The sequence below is a fragment of the Dictyobacter kobayashii genome, assembly GCF_003967555.1.
GTDB classification, from domain to species: Bacteria; Chloroflexota; Ktedonobacteria; order Ktedonobacterales; family Ktedonobacteraceae; genus Dictyobacter; species Dictyobacter kobayashii.
The window spans coordinates 118,864-145,513 of the sequence record NZ_BIFS01000002.1 but is presented as its reverse complement, the minus strand read 5'-3'; the positions used below and the strand labels follow the sequence as shown (position 1 = coordinate 145,513).

Here is a 26,650-nt window from a genome sequence, read left to right as displayed (position 1 = left end):
CAATGCAGAATGTGGACAAGAAACTTGAAGATTTATCGCCAGAACAATTGAAACTCTTCTTGTTGAAATTGCAGCGATTACAGCAGAAGAAAGAACAGAGTGCAACTATACAGGCGCGCTCTCATATAGTTGAAGAACTGCCATTGTCATTCACGCAAGAACGTCTCTGGTTCTTAGATCAGCTGGAAACGGGGCATGCTTTTTATAATATCGCGCTGGCAGTCCGACTGCTGGGACCACTAAATGTGGGTCTGCTGGAGCAGAGTCTTAATACTGTGGTTGCGCGGCATGAAAGCTTACGCACGATATTTGTCAGTAAAGACCGACGCAGCCAGCAAATAGTACTTCCGGAGTTGCGAATTACATTGCCCATTCAGGATTTGCGCCAGCAACCAGAAAGGGAGCGCGAGGAGAGCGCCAGGAGACAGGCATTAGAGCTGGTACGACAGCCTTTCAACCTTGCTCAAGCTCCTTTACTGCGAGGACACCTTTATCGTTTGCAAGATCAGGAATATGTACTTGTTTTTAGCATACATCACATTATCTCAGATGGCTGGTCGATGGGTATCCTCGTGCAGGAGCTAGCAACTCTCTATACTGCCTATGTGGATGGTTACTCGTCGCCACTCTCACCTTTGCCGGTGCAGTATGCAGATTATGCACTCTGGCAACGCGAGCGACTCCAGGGCGAGGTGTTGGAAGGGCACCTCGCATACTGGCGGCAGCAATTGGAGCATGCCCCCGTGCTACTACCTCTGCCGACTGATCGGCCACGACCACCGGTGCAAAGCCATCGCGGTGCCAAAGCATTTATTCATCTATCTCAACATGCAAGTGATATGGTTCGGCGTGTGTGCCAGCGAGAAAGTGTCACCCCTTATATGTTTTTACTGGCCAGCTGGGCCGTCTTGTTGGGACGTTTGAGTGGGCAGGAGGATATCGTCGTCGGTTCTCCCATCGCGGGTCGACAGCATAAAGAGCTGGAAGGGCTGATCGGTTTCTTCGTCAACACCCTGGCCCTGCGCATCGATCTTTCCGGTCAACCAACGTTTAAGCAACTACTGGAAAAAGTGCGTGAGGTAACCTTGAAAGCGTATGAGCATCAGGAGTTGCCCTTTGAAAAACTGGTGGAGGAGCTAGCTCCCCAGCGTGATTTGAGCTATCAGTCGCTCTTCCAAACCATGTTTATTTTGCAAAACACGCCCAAGGCCAAACTTAGCTCCGACGCTCTGACGCTGGAGTCTATCAATATTGATAACCAGACCGCCAAATACGACATTGAGCTTTCCCTCAGTGAGATTGGGGGATGTTTTGATGGTTATCTGGAGTATAGTACAGACCTTTTCAATGCCGAAAGCATTCAACGCTTTTTGAGCTACTGGCAACATATCCTCGAAGAAGTATTACATGATATCAATCGTCCTGTGGCTACGCTTAAGCTGATGGACGATAGTGACGTGTACAAGCTGTATGATGTATGTAATTCAGTAATTGAGGCATTGCCAATTGAAATCCAGCGTGCCTGCATGAAGTTTTTGCCAGATGCACAAACACGGACAGTTGTGTCTCGTGTACTCGATAGATATGGCAATCTGGCTCCCGTTGGAATTACCGGGCAACTCATGATTGCCGACGTATCGACCTGCGTTCAATCACTGGATACGCATTTTATACCAACAGGACTACTGGCATTATGGAGAGCTGATGGAACGCTGGAATACAAAGGGCAATCCGATGAACTGATCACCATGAATGGTTTCCGGATCAACCTGCACGAAATAGCCAGCATCATCACTAACCTGTCAGCGATCAAGGCATGTGTGGTTACTTATAGTCCAATTGCTGCTGACTCAACTTTGCTTGCCTATCTTGTGCCTCAAGAGCCTGACCAGTTCCAATTGGAACACCTGCGCACCACATTGAAAGAATACCTGCCCTCTTATCAATTGCCCAGGCATTTTATCGTCCTAGAAGATCTACCTTATCGCCAGGACGGCAGTGTGGACCGTATGGCATTGCCAGAACCTGAGAGTATGCTACAACAGGATAACCTGATAGTTGATAATGAGCCGTGTACCCCATTGGAAGAGACGTTAGTACGCATCTGGCAAGAGGTGTTGCAGGTTGAACAGGTGGGCATCCATGACAACTTCTTCGAGCTGGGAGGGCACTCGCTGCTGGCGACGCAGGTGGTGGCCCGGCTGGGTGAGGCGTTGGGGGAACAGGGTGGGTCGATCAGCGCGGAACTGGAAGGGGTACTGATCAGTGCCCTGTTTGAAGAGCCCACCATTGCGGCCCTGGCGGCCAGCATTGAGCAGAACGGGCAGCAGGACGTCGGGGAACAGGTCCCGGAGCTCCAGGTGGTGGACCACCAGGGAGATCTTCCGCTCTCCTTCACCCAGGAGCGCATGTGGTTCCTGGATCAACTGGAGCCCAACAGCGCCTTCTACAACATCTCCGCTGGCGTGCGGTTGCTGGGTCCGCTGCAGGTGCCCGCCCTGCAACAGAGCCTGAACGCGCTGGTGGCGCGGCATGAGAGCCTGCGCACCATTTTTGTGCAGCGGGAGGGGCAACCGTGGCAGCAGATCATGGAGCCCTTGCCGCTGACGTTGTCGATGTTGGATGTCAGCCAGGAGGAGGAAGGGCAGCGAGAAGAGCGAGCGCGCCAGCGCGTACTGGCCGAGGCGATGCAGCCGTTTGATCTGGCGCGTGGGCCGCTGATGCGCGCGTACCTGATCCGGATGAAGCCGCAAGAGCATGTGCTGGTCCTGACGATGCACCACATCGTCTCGGATGGCTGGTCGATGGGGGTACTGGTGCGCGAGCTCTCGACGTTCTACGCCGGTTATGCCCAGGGGAAGCCGGTGGAGCTGCCGGCGTTGCCGATCCAGTATGCCGATTACGCGGTCTGGCAGCGCGCGTGGCTGCAGGGCATGGTGCTTGAGCAGCAGATTGAGTACTGGCGAGAGCGGTTGCGCGGTGCTCCAGCATTGTTGGAACTGCCCACGGATCGGCCACGACCGCCGGTGCAAAGCCATCGTGGGGCCAAAGCGCCAGTACGACTCTCCCCGCAGCTCAGCCAGGCGATCAAGCGGGTGAGCCAGCAGCAAGGGGTCACCCCGTACATGGTCCTGCTGGCCAGCTGGTCGATCCTGCTGGGTCGGCTGAGTGGGCAGCAAGATCTGGTGATTGGCTCGCCGATCGCGGGTCGCAAGCGGGTCGAGCTGGAGGGGCTGATCGGCTTCTTCGTCAACACCCTGGCCCTGCGCATCAATTGCACGGGATTACAAACCTTCCGTGAAGTGCTTAAAATGGTTAGTGACGTAACCTTGGGGGCTTACACGCACCAGGAGCTTCCTTTTGAGAAGGTTGTCGAGGAGCTGGCTCCTCAACGTGATCTTAGCCATCATCAAATCTTTCAAGTGATGTTTATCCTGCAGAATACACCGTCTTCCGGCACCTTGCCTTTTTCCGATTTGACGATGCAGCCACTTGATATCGATAATCAGACTGCCAAGTACGATTTAGAACTGGCGTTAGCAGAGGTAAATGAGCGATTCGAAGGCTATTTAGAGTATAGTAGCGATCTTTTTGAGGAGGCAACTATTCAAAGATGGCTTGTGTTGTGGGAGTGGCTGATAGAGAATCTGGTTCATGACATAGATCAGCCTCTCTCATTGCTCAAACTGCTTGATGAATTTCACGAGAACGAGTTACTCCAAACCAGTTATGTCAATCGTTCAACCTGGCCAATCGATTTGCGGTATCTGTTGAACGATTGGGATCAAGGTGCCGACGACGTAATAGATATACTTCCATATCGGGTCGTAGATGGTTACGGCCATACCTGCCCACCAGGTGTGGTAGGCGCACTTCATCTCACAGAACAACCTACCCGGGAGTACGTGCGCTATCATCAGGATGGTTCATTTGAATACGTGGGTCATCAAGACGATCTGGTCACTGTCTCGGGCTTCTTGATAAATCTTCATGAGATTGAAGCTATACTCAAGCAGCAAGTAGCGATTGCATCGTGCGCGGTTTGTGCATGCAGAGAGCCAGAGTCAGAAAAGATTTGCCTGGTGGCTTATATTGAGCGGCGAGAATATACTGTTTTTACCCAGGAGCAATTGCGTGCAACGCTGAAGAAGTGCTTGCCGGGTTATAAAATACCTACATATTTTGTCTGGATTGAGGCATTGCCGCTGAACGAGAGAGGCAAAATCGATCGCGCTTTGTTGCCGGATTTCACTATGCTGGAACAAATTTCAATCATTACCACCAGTGAGCCGCGTACCCCATTGGAAGAGACGTTAGTACGCATCTGGCAAGAGGTGTTGCAGGTTGAACAGGTGGGCATCCATGACAACTTCTTCGAGCTGGGAGGGCACTCGCTGCTGGCGACGCAGGTGGTGGCCCGGCTGGGTGAGGCGTTGGGGGAACAGGGTGGGTCGATCAGCGCGGAACTGGAAGGGGTGCTGATCAGTGCCCTGTTTGAAGAGCCCACCATTGCGGCCCTGGCGGCCAGCATTGAGCAGAACGGGCAGCAAGATGCCGAGGATCAGGGTCCGGAACTCCAGGTGGTGGACCACCAGGGAGATCTTCCGCTCTCCTTCACCCAGGAGCGCATGTGGTTCCTGGATCAACTGGAGCCCAACAGCGCCTTCTACAACATCTCCGCTGGTGTGCGGTTGCTGGGTCCGCTGCAGGTGCCCGCCCTGCAACAGAGCCTGAACGCGCTGGTGGCGCGGCATGAGAGCCTGCGCACCATTTTTGTGCAGCGGGAGGGGCAACCGTGGCAGCAGATCATGGAGCACTTGCCGCTGACGTTGTCGATGTTGGATGTCAGCCAGGAGGAGGAAGGGCAGCGAGAAGAGCGAGCGCGCCAGCGCGTACTGGCCGAGGCGATGCAGCCGTTTGATCTGGCGCGTGGGCCGCTGATGCGCGCGTACCTGATCCGGATGAAGCCGCAAGAGCATGTGCTGGTTCTGACGATGCACCACATCGTCTCGGATGGCTGGTCGATGGGGGTACTGGTGCGCGAGCTCTCGACGTTCTACGCCGGTTATGCCCAGGGAAGCCGGTGGAGCTGCCGGCGTTGCGATCCATATGCCGATTACGCGGTCTGCAGCCGTGGAGCGCCGGCGTTGCGATGTATGCCGCGGCTGGCAGCGCGGGGGGGGTGGTGCTTGAGCAGCAGATTGAGTACTGGCGAGAGCGGTTGCGCGGTGCTCCAGCATTGTTGGAACTGCCCACGGATCGGCCACGACCGCCGGTGCAAAGCCATCGTGGGGCCAAAGCGCCAGTACGACTCTCCCCGCAGCTCAGCCAGGCGATCAAGCGGGTGAGCCAGCAGCAAGGGGTCACCCGTACATGGTCCTGCTGGCCAGCTGGTCGATCCTGCTGGGTCGGCTGAGTGGGCAGCAAGATCTGGTGATTGGCTCGCCGATCGCGGGTCGCAAGCGGGTCGAGCTGGAGGGGCTGATCGGCTTCTTCGTCAACACCCTGGCCCTGCGCATCGATCTCTCGGGGGAGCCCTGTTTCCGGCAGGTGCTCGAACGGCTGCGCGAGGTGGCCCTGGGAGCCTACGCCCACCAGGAACTGCCCTTTGAGAAGCTGGTGGAAGAGTTGGCGCCTGGCCGCGATTTGAGCTACCAACCCCTCTTCCAGACCATGTTCATTCTGCAGAACACGCCGCGCGCGCTGACCACCTTCTCGGATCTGCGCATGCAGCCGCTGGAGGTGGACAACCAGACCGCCAAGTTTGATCTGACCCTGGAGCTCTATGACCTGGAGCACACCTTTGAGGGCTCGCTGGAATACATGAGCGACCTGTTCGCTCCCGCCACCATCCAGCGCTGGCTGGCGCAGTGGCAGTGTCTGCTCACCGCCGCGCTGCAGGCGCCTGAGCACCCGATCGCCAGCTTACCCCTGGAACCGGAGGCGCAGCTACGACAGCGCTGGGCCGACTGGAACGCCTGTGCCCATCCTCTGCCCGAGGCGCAGGACCTGGTGGCGCTGTTCACGGCCCAGGTGCGTCAGCGGCCCGAGGGGGTGGCCCTGCTGAGCGAGGGCGCCACGCTGACATACCGCCAGCTCAACGCGCAGGCCAATCAGCTGGCGCACCGCTTGCTGGCGGCGGGACTGGAGCTGGAAGGGCGGGTCGGGGTGTATCTGCCGCGCACGCCGCAGCTGGTGGTGGCGCTCCTGGCCATTCTGAAAGCCGGGGGAGCCTACGTACCACTGGACCCGGGGCTGCCTGAGGAGCGTGTGCGCTGGATGGTGCGTGACGCGCAGGTGCAGTACGTGCTCAGCAGTAGCGCGCTGTGTTCCCAGCCGCTGGAGCCCACGGTCCCCTGGTGGTGGCTCGACCGCCTCGCGGAGGAGGAACTGCCGGAGCTCGATCCCGCACGTGCGATCGAGCCCCAGCAGCTGGCGTACCTGCTCTATACCTCTGGATCGACCGGGGAGCCCAAGGGGGTGATGGGTACCCATCAGGGGATCATCAATCGGCTGGCGTGGGCCTGGCGCGCCTATCCCTTCGCCGCCGGAGAGGTCTGCTGTCAGAAGACCTCGCTGAGCTTTGTGGATGCGGTGGCCGAGCTGTTCACGCCGCTGCTGGCAGGAGTGCCGACGGTGCTGGCGACCCAGCAGCACTGTCAGGACGCCGCCGAACTGTTGCGGCTGCTGGCACAGCACCGGGTGAGCCGGCTGGTGCTGGTGCCCAGTCTGCTGCGCACCTTGCTGGCCCTGGAGCCGAAGCTGGGGGAGCGGCTGCCGGCCCTGCGACTGTGGATGTGCAGCGGAGAAGCCCTGCCGGCCGAGCTGTGCGAGCGTTTCCAGGCGGAGTTGCCGGATCGCGTGTTGCTCAATATCTATGGTTCCTCGGAGGTGGCGGCCGACGCGACGGCCTGGCCGGTGCAGGCGGGTGAGCATGCTCCCGCGATCGGACGTCCGCTGGATCGTGTACGGGTCTACGTGCTTGATCCAGCGGGTCAGCCGGTGCCGGTAGGGGTGAGCGGAGAGATCTATGTAGGGGGACCGGGCCTGGCGCGTGGCTATGCTGGGCAGGCGGGGCAGACGGCGGAGCGCTTTGTGCCCGATGGGATCAGCGGACAGGAGGGAGCACGGCTGTATCGCACAGGGGACCTGGGGCGCTATCGTGCCGATGGCGTGTTGGAGTACGTGGGGCGGGTAGACCAGCAGATCAAGCTGCGCGGGATCCGTATCGAGGTAGCAGAGATCGAGCGGTGGATGCAGCAGGCGCCGGGGGTGCAGCGGGCGGTCGTGGTCGTGCTGGAGCAGGCTTCGGGCGAGGCCTGGCTGGTGGGCTGTGTGCAGGCGCGGACAGGGCAGGACGTGGATGTGGAGCAGGTGCGTCACACGCTCAAGCAGCGGGTGCCGGGGTACATGGTGCCGCAGCGGTATGTGAAGGTGGAGCAGATCCCGCTGACGAGCAGTGGGAAGGTGGATCGGCAGCGGTTGCGGAGGCAAGTGGAGCAGGAGCAGGGAGCGCAGGAGCAGGAGCGCTATAGAGAACCGGAGACGCCGGTAGAGCAGGAGGTGGCCAGGATCTGGGAAGAGGTGCTACAGACGCAGCGAGTGGGTCGCTACGACAATTTCTTTGAGCGCGGGGGACACTCCTTGCTGGCAACGCAGGTAGCGGCGCGCATCCGCGATCGCTTCCAGGTCGCCTTGCCGCTGCAGCGCCTCTTTGAAGCTCCAATTTTACAAAATCTGGCAGCGACTATTCAATTAGAGCAAGAACGGCATAATACTGACACGCATGCTCAAAGCGTAATACCACATGCAGATCGCGATTTGCCGCTACCTCTCTCCCTATCTCAAGAGCGCATGTGGTTCCTGGATCAATTGGAGCCTGGCAACCTTTCCTACAATATATCCAGTGCATTTCTCCTTCAGGGTTTATTGCGGGTCGACATCCTCCAACAGAGCTTGAATGCTTTGCTGGAGAGGCATGAAAGCCTGCGCACAACTTTTGTCAGCATTGATGGTAAGCCACAACAAAAGATCTTAGAGCACCTGGTTATAACATTATCTGTAGTGGATATCAGCCATGAAACGGCCGCACAGCGCGAGATTACCATCAAGCAACAGGTACGGCAGGTTTTTGATCTGGCCAGCGGACCGTTGTTGAGGGCCCAACTCTACCGTATTGGTGAGCAGGAACATGTGTTAGTTTTGACCATTCATCATATTATTGCGGATGGCTGGTCGATGCAAATTTTGATGCGCGAACTGGCTGTTTTGTATCGTGCTGGTCAGCAGCAAACCACTCCTTTACCTCCATTAGCTATTCAATATGCCGATTATGCAAGCTGGCAGCGACACCATTTCCTGGACGAACAACTGGTGGCAGAGCAGCTTACCTATTGGCACAGCATGCTGGATAATGCTCCTGCGTTGCTTGAGTTGCCAACTGATCACCCTCGCCCGTTGGTCCAAAGTTATCGGGGAGCCAAAGAGACCATTCAAATACCGTTAGAGCTGAATCGGGCTATCAAGCAACTGGGTTTGGAACAGAACGCCACTCCTTATATGGTATTGCTGGCGGCCTGGTCAATATTGTTGGGACGCTTAAGTGGTCAGCAGGAATTGGTAGTAGGGTCACCAATCGCTAATCGGCAGCACAAAGATCTAGAAGCTATCATTGGCCTCTTTATCAACACACTGGCTTTGCGGATTGATCTATCTGGTATGCCTTCTTTCGCTGAGCTGGTTGAACGTGTGCGCCGCGTAGCCCTTGGTGCCTATGAGCACCAGGAGTTTCCCTTTGAAAAGTTAGTGGAAGAGCTAGCTCCTGAGCGTAACTTGAATATCCCGCCGATCTTCCAGACCATGTTTATTCTACAGAGCATGCCTGTGTCATCGATTTCTCTGCCGGATCTCAATCTTCAGCCTCTCATGGTTGACGGTGGCTTCACCCAATATGATCTTGTACTGGACCTGGTAGATAGCGAGCAAGGTTTCATCGGTTCTGTAGATTATAACGCTGATCTGTTTGAACCAGAAACGATTCAGCGTTGGATCAAACAATTTCTGCAGCTACTGACCGACGTCCTGAATGCTCCGACGCGAGCACTGATGTCAATGCCCCTGCTAGATCTAGACGAATTGTCACAATCGGTTTATACATGGAACGCCACAGCATTACCAGCTTTTGCATGGCGGCATATTGTGGAACTGATTGAATCCCGTGTTGCAGTGATGGCTGATAGGACAGCCATTGTCGCGGGCCCTGAACAACTTAGCTATCAAGAACTGAATAGGCGTGCAAATCGCCTGGCGCGTGTATTGCGGCGGAAAGGTCTTGCCAGTGAGATGCGCGTGGGTATCTGCCTTACACGTTCATGTGATCTGATTGTCGCTATACTGGCAGTATTAAAGGCTGGCGGCGCTTATGTGCCATTGGACCCTGCATTGCCAGCGGAGCGCCTGGCATTTATGCTGACCAACGCGCACGCTGATTTATTGCTTACGCATAGTACTTACGCCCCTTTGTTTTCCAGTGCTACTGTACCGTTTTTTTACCTGGATCAAGCAGAGGCAATGCTTGAACAGGAAGCAGTTGGTAACCTCTCCGTGAATATTCATCCAGCGCAGGCTGCCTATGTACTGTATACATCTGGTTCAACGGGACAACCCAAAGGCGTCGTCGTTGAGCAGCGTAATCTGCTGAATGCGTATTATGCCTGGGAGTCAGCTTATAAGTTGAATGCCTCTCATATGAATCACCTACAGATGGCCAATGTTAGCTTTGATGTTTTTTCTGGAGATCTGGTTCGAGCGCTCGGATCGGGAGGTACCCTGGTACTTTGTCCACGCGAACTGCTGTTAGAACCAGAGCAGCTTTATGCGCACATGGGTGAGCAGCAAATTCATTGCGCTGAGTTTGTGCCAGCCGTGATGCGTGGATTACTTGATTATCTGGAACGTACAGCCCAACACCTTTCAAGCATGCGCCTGCTCGTGGTTGGCTCTGAAGGTTGGTCCATGCAGGAATATAGCCGCTTGCAAGAGGTTTGTGGACAGCAGACACGAATTATCAATTCTTATGGAGTTAGTGAAGCGACGATCGATAGCACCTACTTTGAGTGTTCTCACCCTCACGCACTGAATATACCGGCCGTACCAATTGGACATCCAATGGGCAACATGTGTGTCTATTTGCTCGACCAATATGGTCAACCCGTACCAATTGGAGCGACTGGAGAAATGTATATCGGGGGTCTGGGAGTCTCACGAGGCTACAATGGTCAGCCAGATTTGACGGCAGCGCGTTTTATACCTGATGCCTGGAGCGGTCGGTCCGGAGCACGTTTATATCGTACTGGCGACCTGGCCCGTTATCGTGAGGATGGCACCCTGGAGTTTATTGGCAGGGGGATTACCAGGTAAAGGTACGAGGCTACCGTATCGAGTTGTCTGAGATAGAGGCAGTTTTGAGCCAGCTCGCAGGAGTACAGCAGGCTGTCGTTACTTTGCAGCAACGACAGCAGAATGACCAGCAGTTGGTGGCCTATATTGTCTTGCAGTCCGAACATAGTCTGACCAGTGAGCAGATACGCCTGGCTCTGAAAGAGCAGTTACCTGCTTATATGCTTCCCAATCGGATTGTCCAACTGGACGCGTTGCCATTAACGCCCAGTGGCAAAATTGATCGTCGAGCTCTACCCGAACCTGGTCTGCTGCCGCAGAAGAGTACTACAGACCCGGCTGAGGAGCAGCCGCGTAACGAGCTGGAAGCGACCCTGCTTACCATCTGGCAACAGGTATTGGGAACCAGGCAGATAGGTATCCACGACAACTTTTTTGAGTTAGGAGGCCATTCCCTGCTGGCACCGCAGGTGATGCTGAAGTTGCGCACAATCCTGCAACGGCCCCTGGCGCTGCGTATACTGTTTGAAGCGCCAACCATTGCGCAACTGGCGCAGGCGATCGCAAATGACCAGCAGCAGGTCTCAGGCCTACCCGCGAGCGAGCAGCAAACCACCTTGTGGAATGAAGTATTCCTCGACGAGTCCATCTCTCCTGAGTATCCAGTGCAGTTGCCGACAGCTGAACCTCAGTCAATTTTGCTGACAGGAGCTAATGGCTTTGTGGGCATTTATCTCTTGCGAGAATTATTACGGCAGACCAGCGCAACCATCTACTGTCTGATACGCGCCTCTTCACAGGATGCGGGGCGTCAGAAATTACAGCAGGCAATCGATACGTATCAATTACAAGATTGCTATCTGGACAAGCGTGTGGTGATAGTAACCGGCGATTTAGCCCAACCTCTACTGGGCCTTGCGCAGGTGCAGTTTAAAGAACTATCCATGCACATCGATACCATCTATCATTGTGGCGCCTGGGTTAATTTCACATACCCTTATCACATGTTACGGGCTACGAATGTTGGGGGAACACAGGAAATTCTACGCTTTGCCTGTTTGTCACGGCTCAAACGGGTGCACTTTATCTCAACCCTGGGTGTTTTATCCTCGCCCGCATATTCATTTACCCAAAGAATACGCGAAGACGATCCATTGCAACATTGCGAGGGCCTATCGAATGGATATGCTGAGAGCAAGTGGGTAGCGGAACAGATCATCCGTCTGGCTCAAGGTCGTGGCATACCCGTAAGTGTCTATCGCGCTGGCTTGATCAGTGGGGATAGTCAAGCAGGATTGAATGCCACTTCCCAGCTTATCTGGGCTTTTATCAAAGGGTGCATTCAACTAGGTTATGCGCCAGAGCTGCCTGCCCGCATCAATCTAGCTCCGATCGATTATGTCAGTGCGGCTATTGTTGCACTGGCCCGGCAGCAACAGGATGCGGGTAGCGCTTTCCATATGCAGAATCCCCATACTTTTAGCTGGAAATCTTTGTTAAAGTGGCTACGAACCGCTGGCTATGAGCTCAAGAGCATTCCATATGAGCAATGGCGATCTTTAGTGCTTGAGCAGATGGAGCGGCGGACCGATCAGGCTCTTAACCCATTCTTGCCTCTATTCACGAAGAAGCTTTCGCCCAGGCAAGCAGCGAGCTTGATTGGAGAGAGATCCTTTGATTTTAGCCGAACCAGTGCCGGTTTACGCCATAGCCCTATCATCTGTCCCCCGATCGACGAGAAGGTGATGAATGTGTATATAAAGGCCTTCAGGGACAGCGGTTTCTTACCTGAGCCAGTAGTTCTGCCCCAGGCTGATCGTATACACACTTCTAACCATTTACAGCGTATCTGGCAGGCATTAGGCAAGAGGTCTGGACGCTAAATAGACATTTATTGCAGATTGCATGCTGAGAAGAAAGAGGAACATATCAATGGAACTGGGCGAATTTACGGTTGTTGGTGCGTACAGCTACAATCAAGCATCACCACTACAGTGGATCGTGTCGCATCTTAGGCGCTACAAAATCTACATCATAAGCTTTGTAATTGGCACGATCATGTACAACGTGTTAACATCTGCCATTTCACTGGTGGTAGGGAATGCCTTTAATCAGATTGTATCAGTGCAGCAGAGGTTAGCAGCATTGCTAACCTCTACCCTGGTGATCCTGGGTATTGTCCTTGCTCGTGGTTTGATTGGCCTCCTGGCGACCTTCACTATCGAGTTGCTGGCTGAATACTTTGAGCGTGATGCCCGCGATGAGCTCTATCGAGGATTATTAAATAAAAGCCAGTCCTTTCACAATCGCCAGCGGATTGGTGACATCATGGCCCTGGCGACCAATGATATCCGACAGCTCAATCTCATGATCAACCCTGGCGTCGATCTCATCTTTGATGCCCTGGCCAACCTGATTATCCCGCTGATCTTCATCGGCATTATTCGTCTCGATCTTTTGCTGGTACCGTTACTTTTTGTGATCGTGTTCGTGTTATCTCTTCTGGATTTCTCAAGGAGGATTGGACCTGTTTACATGCAACTGCGCAAACAATTTGGGCAGATGAATGCGATCCTGACGGAGACCATCAACGGCATTGAGATCGTCCAAGCAGCGGCGCAAGAAGGACAAGAATTTGACAAATTCGAGCAGCAAGCGCAGCACTATCGTGCCCTATTCATTCGTAATGGAAAGATTCAGGGATTATATCTGCCGCCGTTATTGCTCTCGTTGGCGGTAGTCGGTTCTTTTATACACGGTGTATGGTTGTACGTCCACGGAGGCATCTCTCTAGGGGGCTAATCGCCTTCCTGAGCCTGGTGCTCTTATTGCGATATACCACGTCGGTCTCACTTCCTTCTTTTGCACAGCTGTCATTGGGGCTGGCCAGTGCGGCCCGGCTCCTAAAGATCCTTAACGAAGACACAGAGATTGACGAGATGACCCATGGATACGCTGCTCCAGTGCGGGGTGAGATTATATTTGATCATGTCAGCTTTGGGTATGGTAAGGAAAACATATTAAAAGATGTCTCGTTTCGGGCCGAGCCTGGCCAGACAATCGCGATCGTCGGACAAACTGGAGAAGGAAAGACCACTTTAACCAAACTTGTGAATCGCACCTATGATGTCAGCGCGGGCCAGATCCTGATCGATGGAGTGGATGTACGCTCCTGGAACCTCTCAATGCTGCGTAAGCAGATTGCCACTATCGAGCAGGATGTATTTCTCTTCTCCAGGTCAATTGCTCAAAATATCACCTTCGGCCTGGAACTCCGGGTCAGCTCTGAGCAAGTGGAGAGTGTTGCTCGGGATGCCCAGGCACACGAATTCATCCAGGCCTTCCACGAGGGCTATCAAACAATATTGGGGGAGCGTGGAGTGACTCTCTCTGGCGGTCAGCGTCAACGCTTAGCTATTGCTCGGGCTCTGCTGATCGATCCACGTATTCTTATCCTGGATGATGCTACCAGCGCGGTAGATAGCGAGACAGAGAGCGCTATTCAGAGAGCTATCAGTCGTATTCAGCAAGGACGTACTACCTTATTGATCACCAATCGGCTGGCACAGATCCAGCGTGCCGACAAAGTACTGCTGTTACAACACGGCCAGTTGATTGATCAAGGCTCTCACCGGGAACTCTTACAGCGCTGTCCATTATACCAACGTATATTTGCCCACTACCTTGAAGACGAGCCCGCAGCGTTAGCGCCAGCAGCGCACCTATCATAAACAGGGCGCCTTCCTACGGTACGAAAGAGAGGAAATTTCATGGGATTTATTATGGATGGCCTGGAAGCGGAGGCCTATGATCGGAAATACACTGCACGTTCGTTAATTGCGCGCATCGCACGATATTTTCGTTCCAGCCTGCTATTGATGCTAGCAATATGTGGATTGTTGGTTATTGGTGCTGGCATGGATGCTGCCCTTCCCTTTCTGATCGCGCGCGGCCTTGATGTCAGGTCCAGTGCAACCGAGTGGGACGTAATCATGCTGGTAGGAGGAACCATACTGGCGACAGGATGCATTTCCTGGTTGTGTATGTTCGTACGACAATGGTTTACGGCGCGCGTGATCGGGGATATTGTCTTAAAGGTCCGCCTGGACGTGTTTCAAGCGATCTTAAAACACGATCTGTCATTTTTTACTGACCACGCCTCCGGCCGTATCGTGAGCCGTGTCACGTCAGATACAGAGGATTTCTCAACGGTTGTCACATTAACCATCAATTTGATCAGCCAGCTCCTTTTTATCTTGATCCTTGCTGCGATTCTGATGGTCATCAACGTGCATCTGGCCCTTATTGTACTGGCGATGGTGCCGCTGATTATCCTGATCGCGCTCAGTTTTCGGCGTGCCGCGCGGAACACTTCTCAGCGTATGCAGCGGATGCAGGCGCGACTCAACGCGAATATACAGGAATCAATTAGCGGTATCGCGATTGCGAAGAACTTCCGCCAGGAGCAAGCCATCTATGCTGAATTTCAGCCCATCAACGCGCAAGCTTTTCGTGTCGGTATCCAGCAAGGTCTTCTATTCAGCTGCATCTTTCCCTTATTGTTGACGGTCGCCGGCATTGGGATGGCTGTGCTGGTCTATGTTGGCGGCCAGGATGTATTCGCTCGTGCCCTCACTATTGGTAGCTGGCTCCTGTTTGTACAAAGCGTCAATCTTTTCTGGATGCCTCTTACCAGCGTAGCTTCATTCTGGAGCCAATTTCAACAGGGACTGGCTGCAAGTGAGCGCGTTTTTGGCTTGATCGATGCTGAGTCGAATCTGAAACAGAGCGGTTGCGCGTCCAGTGATGGACTACGCGGTGCTATTGATTTTAAGGATGTAACATTCGGTTATAGCGATCAAAAGGAGGTGCTCTCACACTTTTCCACCACCATCCGAGCCGGCGAAACTGTAGCGCTCGTAGGCCATACCGGTGCAGGCAAGTCTACATTATGTAAGTTGATCGCGCGCTTCTACGATTTTCAAGCGGGCCAACTGCAGATCGACGGACAGGATATCCGCTCATTTAATCTACAGCAGTATCGCAGCCAGCTTGGAATTGTGCCTCAGGTGCCATTCTTATTTACTGGCAGCATTGCTGATAATATCCGCTATATCAGGCCGAGTGCAAGTGATGACCAGGTAGCGGTGGCGGCCAGTCAAATTGGGCAGGGAACCTGGTTAGAGGCGCTACCCGATGGATTGAATACTCTGGTTGAAGAGGGAGGAAAAAACCTGTCTTTGGGTCAACGGCAACTGGTTGCTTTGAGCCGGGTACTGCTACAGAATCCAACCATCATTCTTTTAGATGAAGCAACCGCAAGTGTTGATCCATTAACTGAAGCGCAGATTCAAGAGGGATTGGATCTCATCCTGGCTGATCGTACCGCGATCATCATTGCCCACCGACTTTCAACTATTCGACATGCAGATCGTATTCTTGTTCTTTCTCACGGTCAGATCGTACAGGAAGGTACCCATAAAGATCTACTGCAGAGTGAGGGCTATTATCAAGACATTTATCAACGCTACTTCCGGCATCAATCTCCCAGCTATGAGCCAGAAAAGAATCTGGTTGTCAGGTTATAAACCAGCTTATTGTTCATACAAATATGCCTGAAACGTTTAACAGGTCGTCTGAAGCAGTACTTATGAAAGGGAACATGCGATGGAACGCACAGTAGTACAGGGTAGAAATGACCAGCACGAAATCTGCGTTGTTGGCCTGGGGTTTGTTGGACTGACGCTAGCCGCGACTTTTGCTGACGCAGGCGTGCGTGTGCTTGGATACGAGCAGAACCGCAATGCCTGTCAATTACTCAATCAGGGGCAGGTCCACTTTTACGAAAAAGGATTGCCAGAGATTCTCAATCAACGTTTAAACAATGGTTTGACAATTACTGATGAACTACCGGATACACTGCCTGCCGTAGTGATTATCTGTGTTGGTACACCTATCGACGAGCGCACAGAAAAACCCGATTTGCGCCAGCTGGAGAGTGCGGTCAATGCTATTGCCACACGTATCACCGCAGAGACGCTGGTAGTTGTAAGAAGCACGCTGGCCGTCGGAACGAGCCGCAATCTGATTTTGCCCAGATTACGTGAACGGATCGCCGAGCCATTGCTTGCTTTCTGTCCTGAACGTACCATCCAGGGTAAAGCATTGGAGGAACTGCGTACCTTGCCCCAGGTTATCAGTGGTGTAAACGAAGCATCTGTGGCTCGGGCCCGGCAATTGTTTGATAAAATCGTGCGCCAGACTCTGACTGTAACTTCGCTAGAAACAGCCGAAATGATCAAACTCATCTGTAACTGCCATACAGACCTGATTTATGGCTTCGGTAATCAGGTTGCTTTAATGGCGAATGCCCTCGGGGTGGACGCACAGGAGGTGATTACAACCGCCAACTTGAATTATCCACGCCCAGATCTTTCTAAGCCTGGCTTTGTCGGTGGAAGCTGCCTGTCGAAAGATCCATATCTGCTGATCTATTCTACACAGCAACACAACTATACCCACCGATGGTAGCAGCAGCGCGTAAATTAAATGAACAGGTGCCAGGGCAGATGGGTCAGCAGGTGCTGGCAGCGCTACGAGAACGCGGTAAAGATCCCTCGACCGCTAAAATATTCATCTCAGGGTTTGCCTATAAAGGCCATCCGAGACCAGTGATATGCGTGGTTCCCCGGTTACCGCGATTTTAGAGCTGTTAGCAGATTACCTTCAGAATGTTGTAGGACATGACTACATTGTGTCGTCCGAACAGATTTCCGCTCTGGGAGTCAAGCCAGTCAGTCTGGAAGAGGGTTTCCAGGACGCCGATGTGGTATTCATTCTCAATGATCATCGCAACTATCGCTCTGCAAATATCGAAGCCCTTGTGGCACGCATGCAGTCACCTGCGATTCTTTTCGATGCCTGGGGCATGTTCGCTGGAAAATTAAATAATTGTCAAGATGAAGTGAAGTATATGAGGTTATCATGGACGAACGCGTACTAATCACAGGTGGGGCCGGCTTTATCGGTTTACAGTTAGCGAAAGCGTTAGTAGCACAGGGCGCGCAGGTAACGCTGGTGGATAACTTTTCGCGTGGTCGCAACGACCAGGATCTGCAGGAAATTCTGCATAAGGTCACGCTAGTTGAATTGGATCTGACACAGCCCATTCCCGAGAACGCTTTGCGCAATGACTATACCCATATCTATCATATGGCAGCAGTGGTAGGAGTACATGTCAGTAACCAGAGGCCTGAATTTGTCTTGCGCACGAATGTTCTGGCCACCATAAACGTCCTGGATTGGTGCAGCCGTCGAAATCCGGTACCGCTCTGCTTTGCCTCTACCAGTGAAGTCTATGCTGGTAGTGTGCAATTGGGATTGGCCCTTTGCCAACTCCCGAGAGCGTTCCACTGGCCATCACCGATACTGGTCTTCCACGCTACTCGTATCTATCCAGCAAGATCGTGGGGGAGCAACTCTGTCTGAGTTATGGGAAGGCGCATGACTTTCCCGTACGCATTGTGCGCTATCATAATGTCTATGGGCCGCGCATGGGCTATGATCACGTGATCCCCCAGTTTATCCAGCGTGTTCTCGAGGGTCATGATCCTTTCTCAATCTATGGTGCCTACCAGACACGGGCTTTTTGCTATGTCGATGACGCGGTTAACGCCACTATCCAGGTCATGCGTGTATCGACAATGGAGTCGGTGACTGTGAACATTGGAAATGATCAGGAAGAGCTACAAATCATCGACCTGGCCCATAAGCTTTTTCGGGTAGCAGGCGTTTCACCCGAACTGGCGATTTATGCACCTCCTCCTGGTTCACCTGAGCGTAGGTGTCCTGACATTTCTCAACTGCAAAAATTAACCTCGTATCAAGCGCAGGTTTCACTTGAGCAAGGATTACAGCGTACTTATGCATGGTATCGCAATGCGTGGGAGCGACAGGTGCAGCAGGAGCGCGAGGAGGCCAGGGTATAGATATGCGTATTGTGTACCTGCATCGTGGCTATTTCCCAATTTTAGCTGGCGCTGAAATAATGACATACCGTGTGGCCGGTGAAATGCAACAACGTGGGCATCAGGTCTGCGTCGTCTGCAGAAGTTGGGGAGATGGCATTGAGTACAGAGAAATTGAAGGAATACAGGTAATTGGTCTGCCAGTTGTGGAATGTGCCTCTACTGAGGCACATTTACCCTGGCAGCCCGATATCGTCCATGTTGTCGATGCTGTCTGGCCCGAGTACCTCCAACTGGCCTATGACCTGGCTCATGCATTAGATGTGCCCCTGGCTGTCACTCCGGCCTCCACTATTAGCACCTGGCAAGATGTCGCTGTCACGCTGGAAATATGTCGTCAGGCAGATGTCGTCTATGTTCTCACCGAGAGTGAGCGCAAGCTCTTCGAATCTTATGGCATCTCATCTGAACGCATGGTGATTATTGGTCAAGGTCCCGCACTCAATGGCAAGCCCGATGCCCATACTTTTCGCCAGCAATATAACATTGCCGGACCACTGGTGCTTTTCCTGGGGAGAAAGGTCGCCTTCAAAGGTTATCGTCAACTCCTGGATGCGATGAAGTTTGTCTGGCAAAATCTGGCCGATACGCATTTTGTGTTTATTGGCCCGCATGTTGATCCGGATTGTCAGGAACTGTTTCATATGTATGCTGACCCAAGAATGATCGAGATCAGCGCGATAGATGAAGCCCAAAAATATAGCGCACTGGAGGCGAGCGACATACTCTGCCTTCCTACAACGGCCGATGTTTTTCCGCTCGTATTTGTTGAAGCCTGGTTTTGTTCCCGACCGATCATCACCTCACCTTTTGCCGGGGTAGAGGAGATCATTCAACATAGGCGGGATGGACTCATTGTTGAGCCAGATCCACCCGTGCTGGCCAGGGCCATTGTCTTCCTACTGCAGCATCCTGAATTGCGGATGGCAATGGGGAAATCTGGCTGGTTGCGGGTGCAGAACGAATTTAACTGGCGACGTGTTACGGATCATGTTGAACAAGGTTATAACGAAGTACTGGTCTCGCCTTTTGCCTGATTGGCCGCGAGCAGAAGAACATGTACCACTTCTGAGATTGTCACAAACGGTAGTGTTAAGCATATTGGTTTCATCAAGATAAAGAAAGGAAGACCTGTTCATGAGAGCAATTTTATTAGCCGGGGGTAAGGGGATGCGTTTGCAGCCGTACACAAAAGTATTCCCGAAATCATTAATTCCGCTGGATGATTTGCCCATTTTGCAAATTATCTTACAGCAGTTGCGTGATGCTGGTTTTACTTCCTGTGTGTTGGCCGTGTCGCATAAAGCCAATCAGATTGAGCGCTACTTTGGCGATGGGAGCTGGTTAGGCATCGAGATTGAGTATTCTTATTCTTCCATACCCCTGGGGACCGCTGGTCCATTGCGGATGATCGATGTATCTGATGAGCCTTGCCTGGTGATGAACTCAGATGTACTGACCTCGCTTGATTTTGCCGATGTCTATGCCAGCCATCTCGATAGCGGAGCCATGGCCTCCGTGGTGCTCTGCCCTCATGAAGTATCTATTGGCCTGGGGTTGGTAGAAATTAATGAAAAAGATGATAGCGTCACTGGTTATACAGAGAAGCCCACATTTAGCTATCTGGTGAGCAGCGGCATTTATGTATTGAATCCTGGCGTGATTGACTATATTCCCCAGGGTGAGTTTATTGGAATGCCGACGCTTTTCCAGCGCTTATTGGCTGATAATAAGCATATTCATAGTTATCAGTTCCATGGAGAATGGTTTGACATCGGCACCATTGAACAGTATATGAAAGCTGAAGAGGCTTTCCAGCGCTATCGAGATCATTTCTTGCGCAGTGAATATGCGCAGCAGAGCGAATTAGACAGGGCCAGCAAAAAGATGTCGCCACTGGCGAACCTGGTTTCAGCCAATTTTTAATAATCATGTCATGTCCAGGGTGGAGCGCAGTGATACTGCAAGAATATCTACATAGTAGAATGCAGCTCTCGCCTGAAAAGTAAGGAGAAACGAATATGCAGTGGCAGGTAATGCTATTCGATACAACCGTTGGAGAAGCTGAAATAGAGGCTGTGGCGAAGGTGCTCGCATCGCGTTGGCTTTCAATGGGCTCTATCACAGCCGCTTTTGAACAGGAATTTGCGCAGAGTTTGAATGTACCAGAGGCGGTGGCCGTAAGTAGTGGGACAGCTGCATTACATGTAGCTGTCCTGGCCCTGGGCCTGGGCCCGGGCGATGAGGTGATCATTCCTTCGCTCAGCTTTGTAGCCTCAGCCGCAGTCGTGACTATGAGTGGAGCGCAACCGATTTTTGCGGATATTAAAGGCCCTGAAGATCTGACAATGGATCCTGAAGATCTCGAGATGCGTATTACCAGTCGCACCAAAGCTATCGTTGTTATGCACTATGGCGGGTATGCCTGTGATATGAAATCAATTCTGGCGTTGGCCCATAAATATAATTTGATTGTTATTGAGGACGCTGCTCATGCTCCACTGGTGAGGACTGACGCGGGCAACTGGGCACCCTGGGGGATATTGGTTGTTTCAGCTTCTTTGCTACCAAAAACATGACCACCGGTGAAGGGGGGATGGTTGTTGCCGTGACAAGGAGTTGTTAACACGTGTACGCTCTCTGAGATCTCATTGTATGACTACCAGTTCCTGGGATAAACAGAATGGGCGCGTTTCCAGTTATGACGTACAAGGTTTGGGACTGAATTATCGCATTACCGACATCGGTTCTACAATGGGCAGGTTACAACTCCAACGGTTAGCGCAAGACCGGCAACGCAGGCGCCAGATTGTACAGCTTTATGCATCCTTGCTGCAAAATATAGAGCATATTGAATTGCCCTTCTTACATAGATTGGATGATAGTGCCTATCACCTGGTACCGATCTTGCTGCCAACGACTACTCTGCGAGATGAATTACAGGTTGCCTTAAAGCAAGATGGCATTCAAAGTAGTGTACACTATCCGCCAACTCATCTCTTTTCTTTTTATCGAGAACGTTTCGGTACATGTAGCTTGCCCATAACAGAAGATGTAGCTAGTCGAGAGCTCTCATTGCCCATTCATCCCAACCTGACAGATGAGCAGATAAGACTGGTTGTCGCCTCTATTCGTACGTTTATGAGCAGTCAAACAGCATATGCGTTTTAGATAGCGTAGGGAGTAACTTTGATGCACTACCAACATATGTGAACGATGTTCGTGTAGGATGGATAAGTCGGATCTCTATTGTGTGAATGAATCAAAGAAGATAAGAAAGCCAGAACGACCTTTCTGGTTTGGGAATGTGTAGGAGATAATTGTATGCGTTACGGACTCTATATCCCGAATTTTGGTGCGCAGACCTCTGCCCGTTCGCTAGCAACGCTGGCTCAGGAAGCTGAAGAATCCGGATGGGATGGCATTTTTCTATGGGACCATATTCTTTATAAGACCCCTCAATCGCCTCCCATGGTCGATCCCTGGGTTGCATTGACCGCTATGGCTATGGTGACCAAACGTATTCGCCTGGGGACGACTGTGACACCCTTGCCACGCCGCAGGCCCTGGAAGCTCGCGCGTGAAACGGTGACGCTTGATCATCTATCAGAAGGACGTCTGACATTAGGTGTGGGGTTGGGTCACCCCGGCAGCACAGAATTTGCCCAGTTTGGGGAGCCTGAGGAAGATAGTATCCGGGCCGCCAAATTGGATGAAGGATTAGATGTGCTAACGGGTCTGTGGAGTGGCAAGCCCTTTTCATACAAGGGAGAGCACTATCAACTACAACGCACAACCTTTTTGCCCTCTACCTTACAGTCACCGCGCATACCAGTATGGGTTGCCGGATTTTGGCCGCGTGTTAAACCTTTTCGTCGCGCGGCCAGGTGGGATGGAGTTGTGCCTTTGAAAAGTGGAGGCCCACTTACGCCCGAAGATATCCTGGATATTCGTACAACAATTCAATCACATGGACAGACCTCTGAATCATTCGACATCGTCAAAATTCATTCAACGGGCCTCAAAGATCGCAAACGTACTGCGAAAAGCGCCGAAGCCTTTGCCGCCTCAGGCGTTACCTGGTGGCTTGAAAGCTTATTTGGGCCACGCGACTCCTTTGAAGATATGCGCGATCACATCCGCCAGGGGCCGCCACAGCGCTAAGCCTAGCGATGTCCCGGTTGGCCTGAGGAATGGTTGATATATTTTGCGCATAGAGAAAAATGCTTGCGTACCACTTTTATGGTGGCGCGGGCATTTCTCTATGCGCAAACGACTACGGCGTGTTACCAGCGAAGAAGCCAGGAAAGTGGTTTCGCCGCCCAGCGTTTTTTCTTCTCTCTCTTCATCTTGCTCCTTCCCGTTCTTTTTAGTTGGCGCCCCATGATGTTGCGCTCTCTGGCGCGTCGTTTTCTGTTCTGTTCATGGCATGCAGCACTGCGGACAGGCGCTTGTGGGTTTCCAGGGTTTGAGGGTGATCTGGACCATATACCTGTTCACGGATGGCCAGTGCCCGTTGGTAGAGGGCGGCTGCTTTTTGATTGTCGCCCTCTACCTCGTAGAAACGGGCGAATGCGTGTGCCGTATTGGCAAGATCCGGGTGGTACGCGGTCAATGCCTGTTCCTCGATGGCCAGAGCTCGCGTAAATGCCGCCTCGGCCTGGTCGCTTTTCCCTTGCTCATGGAAGAGTGTACCCAGATTTCTCAGGCTTTCGGCCACTAACGGGTGGTGCGGCGCTAACTGCTGCTCACAGATCGCGAGCGCCCGCTGAAGGCATGGTTCGGCCTGTTCGTATTTCTTCTGTTGGAGATAAAGCTCTCCCAGATTGAGGAGGCTGATAGCTGTCGCCGGGTGTTCGGGTCCCAATTGTTGCTCGCGGATGGCAAGGGTTCGTTGGTAGAGCGGCTCGGCCTGCTCATACCTTTCCTGGTAGAAATAGAGCACACCCAGATTGCTCAAACAATCAGCCAGATGCGTATGGTATGGTTCCAACTGTTGCTCATAAATGGCAAGAGTTTGTTGGAAAAGGGGCTCGGCCTGCTCATACTTCCTCTGTTGTAAATACAACCCTGCCAGATTATTCAACATCCTCGCCGTCCCTACATGCTGTGGGCCCAGATGTTGTTCGCGAATGGCGAGCGCCCGTTGGAAAAGGGGTTCGGCCTGCTCGTACTTCCCTGTTCCGCGTAGAGCGTGGCAAAATCGCTCAGGATGCCTCCTGTTTCAGAGTGTTGTAGCCCCAGGTGGTGTTCGCGAATGGCGAGCGCCCGTTGGAAAAGAGGTTCGGCCTGCTCATACTTTCCTTGACGCCGGTAGAGCAGGCCGAGATGGTGCAAGACGGTTGCTGTTTCAAGATGGTGCGATCCGGGATGGTGTTCACGAATGGCGAGTGCCTGCTGGTAGAGCGATTCGGCGAGCGCATACGAAGCATGTTCATAGAGGTAGACCCCTGCCCGCTCAAGCACATCCGCAGCTTCCGGAAAAACCAATCCATACTTCTGAATTAGCGGCTCACAGGCTTGCACCTGCTCAAGATAGCGAAGGCAGCGTGGCCAGGAGGCATCTTCTTTCGGATTGCGAGGGAACGCCGTATTGACCGCACGGACCATCCGCTCCGCCCACTGATGTTGTTCCTCGACCTCCATCCGATCCAGCTGCACCGCCTGCACGAGACGGTGCAGACTCAGCAGGTGATCTTCCGTCAACCGTTTCACCAGCGAAAACGCGAGGAGATCCTCAATCATGAGATTAAAGGCAAGAAGGTCAGCTGCCGCCGCTTGCAGCAGTGGCGGCCAATACGGGGCGCCGTCCTTGAGGAGATCTTCCGGGATGTGATCGGGCGCCAGGAATGCACACAGCCGCAAGAGTTCGGCGGCGGCGGGATTGGCGTGTTCGATGGTCTGAAACGAGAGCGACCAGGTCGTCGCCACCGAATCGGGGTACCCGGTGGCTTGCATTCCACGACGAGCAAGCAGCCTCTGGCGATACTTCTGATAGAGACCAAGGTAGTCGCCAAAGCTGCATTTGGTTTCCTCGATAAACGCGCCCGCCTGGTCCAGCGCCAGCGGAAACCCATCGAGGGCGATCACCACATTGGTGGCTTCATTGATCTCTTCGTCGGTGGCACGCAGCCGCTGCGCGCGGTGCAGCAGAAAGCGCGTCCCCTCTATCAAGCCCATTGTGTCCACTTCGAGCGGCACAGCAAACGAACCGACGGCATTTGCGCGGGTGGTGAGGAGCACGCTCCCGTATCCCTGTTGGGGGAGATAGGGCTGGATCAGGGATAGGTTATCTGCGTTATCAAAGACCAGCAACCAGCGCGCTTGGCAGTCCTCCAGCCAGCGTTTGATCGCGACAGCGAGTTTGCGTTGATTGGTCTCCTCTTGCGCGGGAAAGGCTGGGAGCAGTCGCGCCAGTCCTGCGAAACCAGTCATCATGGCCTCTTCGCTCGCCGCGTTGATCCAGAGGATATGGGAGTAGCGATTTTGTTCGCGAGCGCGGTAGGTATATTCCACCGCGATCTGGGTTTTCCCGATGCCACCGAGGCCCTTAATGGCCTGTGGCTGGGTCAAGGCGACCTGACGCATCACACCGCCTGTCCTTTCTGCTAAAAGGCGTTGATCCAACTGGTCCAGGAGATCCTCGCGCCCGGTAAAATGCGGATTGCGTGGATAGGGCACGTGCCATATTGTGGGAGCCTCGGCGGGTGACGCATGCGCCTGGTCTATGTCTGATGCGTCTTGCTCATCTGGCGGTGGCGACGTGGTGTCCACGGTGATCAATCCTAATTCCTCGGCGCTTTTGCCGAAGAGGGCACACAGTTTGACGCGAAAATATGCGCTCGGCTGCTGGCTTCCCCGCTCCCATCGTTTCACGGTGCCAACCGTGGTTCCCAATGCCTCAGCGAGATCTTGTTGGCGCCAGTTGTTACGAACCCGTTCCTGCCGTATCCGATTCGCAGGATACACAGAAGGAGATACGTCCATGTCTCTACTCCCAGATTTATCGAATGATTTCGAAGTAAAACCGACTTTTCATCATTATACAACAGAAAAGATACGAATCGCCCTACCTGATACGTAGACGCTACCTGGCCGACCCCAAACGACCTCCCACACGAGGAGGGAATCCGGATAGTATTGAAGCATGGAGAAGGGGTGCAAAAAAAAACGCACTTATGAATACTGGTTAGGATGTAAGGAGATACTTATTGCATGAAAAGATATGGCCGCCAGTTTGTGTTGACTGCTTTCTTCTCGTTTTTCAGCACATGTATCGCATGTTCTCTGTTTATTGGCACGGCTCACGCTGCTCCTGTGGATCTCATCCATTCTACGCTCCTAGAGAAAACAGGCGCGAATTGGTCGGGGTATATTGCCCAGCAACGCGCGTTTACGGAGGTCGAAGGCACCTGGACGGTGCCTTGTCTTGATGTCTCTAAGCAAAAGCCTATGGTCCTCTTTTCAAGCTGGATTGGATTGGGTGGTGTGAAGACAGGCGATGCAACAAGTGCCGGGAATCTGCTGCAGACCGGCGTTGGGCTTGGGCTGATGGACAATATCACCTCTGGTATGAACGCGTTCCAGATCCAGATCCTACTCAGAATCACTCGATTGCGCAGTCGCAATCTATTGTGTGTGGTTCGCAGATCTTTGCCAAGGTCTGGCTTGATTCGGCGCAAGGGTGGTGTACCTCGGTACAGGCCCAATCCTCTTACCGGGCAGATATTACAGGGACACGCAAAAAGGATCCTACCGTCTACCGGGATGATAAGTGCTGGGGGAGCAGTGATTCCTGGAAGCCCGATCAACGATATGCAGAATGGATCGATGAGCGTCCAACGTGTGGAGACAAGTTGACGAATCTGGCGAACTTTGACCAGGTCGATTGGAGCGGTGTCTATGCCGAATCCGCCGATACCGGTCGCCACACACTGCTTGGTTTCAATTATACGAAGGCGATTATGGTTGGGCAGTATATTACCGTCATTCCATGGTACTATGCCCCAATGGGCTCGACGACTTACCAGATCACCGACGGGGCGATTGCAGCTCCCGACGATCCGTCTTCGGCAACCACCTTTACTGATCGCTTCCTCCACCCGGATGTTGATGGCAATGCCACCTGGTGTGGATTTTGGTTCTGAGCCTACAGATGCGAGCAGGACAACCTCTGCTTGCATCTGTATCCATCTCTGATTTGTCTTCCTTGATCGGTTTATTCT

At 53.0% G+C, this 26,650-nt stretch carries 16 protein-coding genes and 3 pseudogenes; 17 read left to right on the top strand and 2 right to left on the bottom strand.

Annotated features, from left to right (window positions below; translation table 11 throughout):
- Window positions 1–2: 2 nt before the first annotated feature.
- From EL645_RS27530 to EL645_RS27460, 15 genes and pseudogenes are all read left to right on the top strand, one after another.
- Window positions 3–5,348, top strand: a complete 5,346-nt coding sequence (locus EL645_RS27530) for a condensation domain-containing protein (protein ID WP_126554608.1) — start codon at window positions 3–5, stop codon at window positions 5,346–5,348.
- 25 nt (window positions 5,349–5,373) lie between these two features.
- Window positions 5,374–10,419 carry a non-ribosomal peptide synthetase gene (locus tag EL645_RS27520; RefSeq protein WP_126554604.1) on the top strand — a complete coding sequence of 1,682 codons (5,046 nt, stop codon included), beginning with the start codon at window positions 5,374–5,376 and terminating at the stop codon, window positions 10,417–10,419.
- 44 nt (window positions 10,420–10,463) lie between these two features.
- A complete protein-coding gene (locus EL645_RS27515) occupies window positions 10,464–12,281 on the top strand; it encodes a thioester reductase domain-containing protein (RefSeq protein WP_136625305.1) in 1,818 nt (605 codons plus the stop codon).
- Between the two features lie 49 nt (window positions 12,282–12,330).
- On the top strand, window positions 12,331–13,200 hold the full coding sequence (locus tag EL645_RS41485) for an ABC transporter transmembrane domain-containing protein (RefSeq protein WP_218032094.1): 870 nt from the start codon (window positions 12,331–12,333) through the stop codon (window positions 13,198–13,200).
- A gap of 26 nt (window positions 13,201–13,226) precedes the next feature.
- The gene (locus tag EL645_RS41480; RefSeq protein ID WP_218032093.1) at window positions 13,227–14,129 is read left to right on the top strand and encodes an ABC transporter ATP-binding protein; all 903 of its coding nucleotides are present in this window, start codon (window positions 13,227–13,229) and stop codon (window positions 14,127–14,129) included.
- Window positions 14,130–14,168: 39 nt separating this feature from the next.
- The gene (locus EL645_RS27505; RefSeq protein WP_126554600.1) at window positions 14,169–15,986 is read left to right on the top strand and encodes an ABC transporter ATP-binding protein; all 1,818 of its coding nucleotides are present in this window, start codon (window positions 14,169–14,171) and stop codon (window positions 15,984–15,986) included.
- Window positions 15,987–16,065: 79 nt separating this feature from the next.
- Window positions 16,066–16,929, top strand: coding sequence for a nucleotide sugar dehydrogenase (locus tag EL645_RS41475; RefSeq protein WP_218032092.1), 864 nt, complete (start codon window positions 16,066–16,068; stop codon window positions 16,927–16,929).
- A gap of 145 nt (window positions 16,930–17,074) precedes the next feature.
- On the top strand, window positions 17,075–17,401 hold the full coding sequence (locus tag EL645_RS41470; protein ID WP_218032091.1) for a UDP binding domain-containing protein: 327 nt from the start codon (window positions 17,075–17,077) through the stop codon (window positions 17,399–17,401).
- Window positions 17,383–17,886 carry an NAD-dependent epimerase/dehydratase family protein gene (locus tag EL645_RS44605; protein WP_126554598.1) on the top strand — a complete coding sequence of 168 codons (504 nt, stop codon included), beginning with the start codon at window positions 17,383–17,385 and terminating at the stop codon, window positions 17,884–17,886. The genes EL645_RS41470 and EL645_RS44605 overlap by 19 nt, the downstream gene beginning before the upstream one ends.
- A complete protein-coding gene (locus tag EL645_RS44600) occupies window positions 17,787–18,386 on the top strand; it encodes an NAD-dependent epimerase/dehydratase family protein (protein ID WP_161977750.1) in 600 nt (199 codons plus the stop codon). The genes EL645_RS44605 and EL645_RS44600 overlap by 100 nt, the downstream gene beginning before the upstream one ends.
- A 2-nt stretch (window positions 18,387–18,388) precedes the next feature.
- The gene (locus tag EL645_RS27485) at window positions 18,389–19,462 is read left to right on the top strand and encodes a glycosyltransferase family 4 protein (RefSeq protein ID WP_161977749.1); all 1,074 of its coding nucleotides are present in this window, start codon (window positions 18,389–18,391) and stop codon (window positions 19,460–19,462) included.
- 100 nt (window positions 19,463–19,562) lie between these two features.
- Window positions 19,563–20,351: a nucleotidyltransferase family protein gene (locus tag EL645_RS27480; protein ID WP_126554592.1), complete on the top strand. Its 789-nt coding sequence runs from the start codon at window positions 19,563–19,565 to the stop codon at window positions 20,349–20,351.
- 95 nt (window positions 20,352–20,446) lie between these two features.
- The gene (locus tag EL645_RS44595) at window positions 20,447–21,004 is read left to right on the top strand and encodes a DegT/DnrJ/EryC1/StrS family aminotransferase (protein WP_126554590.1); all 558 of its coding nucleotides are present in this window, start codon (window positions 20,447–20,449) and stop codon (window positions 21,002–21,004) included.
- Window positions 21,001–21,596 (top strand): annotated as a pseudogene (locus tag EL645_RS44590) (DegT/DnrJ/EryC1/StrS family aminotransferase). The gene EL645_RS44595 and the pseudogene EL645_RS44590 overlap by 4 nt, the downstream one beginning before the upstream one ends.
- A gap of 153 nt (window positions 21,597–21,749) precedes the next feature.
- Entirely contained in the window at window positions 21,750–22,589 is an 840-nt protein-coding gene (locus tag EL645_RS27460; RefSeq protein ID WP_126554587.1) for an LLM class flavin-dependent oxidoreductase, read from the top strand.
- A gap of 205 nt (window positions 22,590–22,794) precedes the next feature.
- Here EL645_RS27460 and EL645_RS27455 read toward each other — a convergent pair.
- Window positions 22,795–23,586: pseudogene (locus EL645_RS27455) on the bottom strand (tetratricopeptide repeat protein); the annotation flags it as partial.
- Entirely contained in the window at window positions 23,526–25,412 is a 1,887-nt protein-coding gene (locus EL645_RS27450) for a DUF7779 domain-containing protein (protein WP_126554583.1), read from the bottom strand. The pseudogene EL645_RS27455 and the gene EL645_RS27450, both read right to left, overlap by 61 nt.
- 228 nt (window positions 25,413–25,640) lie before the next feature.
- Between EL645_RS27450 and EL645_RS45845 the strand changes: the two are divergent.
- A pseudogene (locus EL645_RS45845) lies at window positions 25,641–25,961 on the top strand (G1 family glutamic endopeptidase); the annotation flags it as partial.
- The gene (locus EL645_RS27445) at window positions 25,895–26,572 is read left to right on the top strand and encodes a G1 family glutamic endopeptidase (RefSeq protein WP_126554579.1); all 678 of its coding nucleotides are present in this window, start codon (window positions 25,895–25,897) and stop codon (window positions 26,570–26,572) included. The pseudogene EL645_RS45845 and the gene EL645_RS27445, both read left to right, overlap by 67 nt.
- Window positions 26,573–26,650 lie beyond the last annotated feature (78 nt).

What these genes read in the sequence shown, in the direction of transcription:
- EL645_RS27450 (WP_126554583.1), bottom strand. Translation starts at nt 25,412, where the DNA reads ATGGACGTATCTCCTTCTGTGTATCCTGCGAATCGGATACGGCAGGAA.
- EL645_RS27530 (WP_126554608.1), top strand. Translation starts at nt 3, where the DNA reads ATGCAGAATGTGGACAAGAAACTTGAAGATTTATCGCCAGAACAATTG.
- EL645_RS44605 (WP_126554598.1), top strand. Translation starts at nt 17,383, where the DNA reads ATGGACGAACGCGTACTAATCACAGGTGGGGCCGGCTTTATCGGTTTA.
- EL645_RS27520 (WP_126554604.1), top strand. Translation starts at nt 5,374, where the DNA reads ATGGTCCTGCTGGCCAGCTGGTCGATCCTGCTGGGTCGGCTGAGTGGG.
- EL645_RS27460 (WP_126554587.1), top strand. Translation starts at nt 21,750, where the DNA reads ATGCGTTACGGACTCTATATCCCGAATTTTGGTGCGCAGACCTCTGCC.
- EL645_RS27480 (WP_126554592.1), top strand. Translation starts at nt 19,563, where the DNA reads ATGAGAGCAATTTTATTAGCCGGGGGTAAGGGGATGCGTTTGCAGCCG.
- EL645_RS41470 (WP_218032091.1), top strand. Translation starts at nt 17,075, where the DNA reads ATGCGTGGTTCCCCGGTTACCGCGATTTTAGAGCTGTTAGCAGATTAC.
- EL645_RS27485 (WP_161977749.1), top strand. Translation starts at nt 18,389, where the DNA reads ATGCGTATTGTGTACCTGCATCGTGGCTATTTCCCAATTTTAGCTGGC.
- EL645_RS41475 (WP_218032092.1), top strand. Translation starts at nt 16,066, where the DNA reads ATGGAACGCACAGTAGTACAGGGTAGAAATGACCAGCACGAAATCTGC.
- EL645_RS44595 (WP_126554590.1), top strand. Translation starts at nt 20,447, where the DNA reads ATGCAGTGGCAGGTAATGCTATTCGATACAACCGTTGGAGAAGCTGAA.
- EL645_RS27505 (WP_126554600.1), top strand. Translation starts at nt 14,169, where the DNA reads ATGGGATTTATTATGGATGGCCTGGAAGCGGAGGCCTATGATCGGAAA.
- EL645_RS41485 (WP_218032094.1), top strand. Translation starts at nt 12,331, where the DNA reads ATGGAACTGGGCGAATTTACGGTTGTTGGTGCGTACAGCTACAATCAA.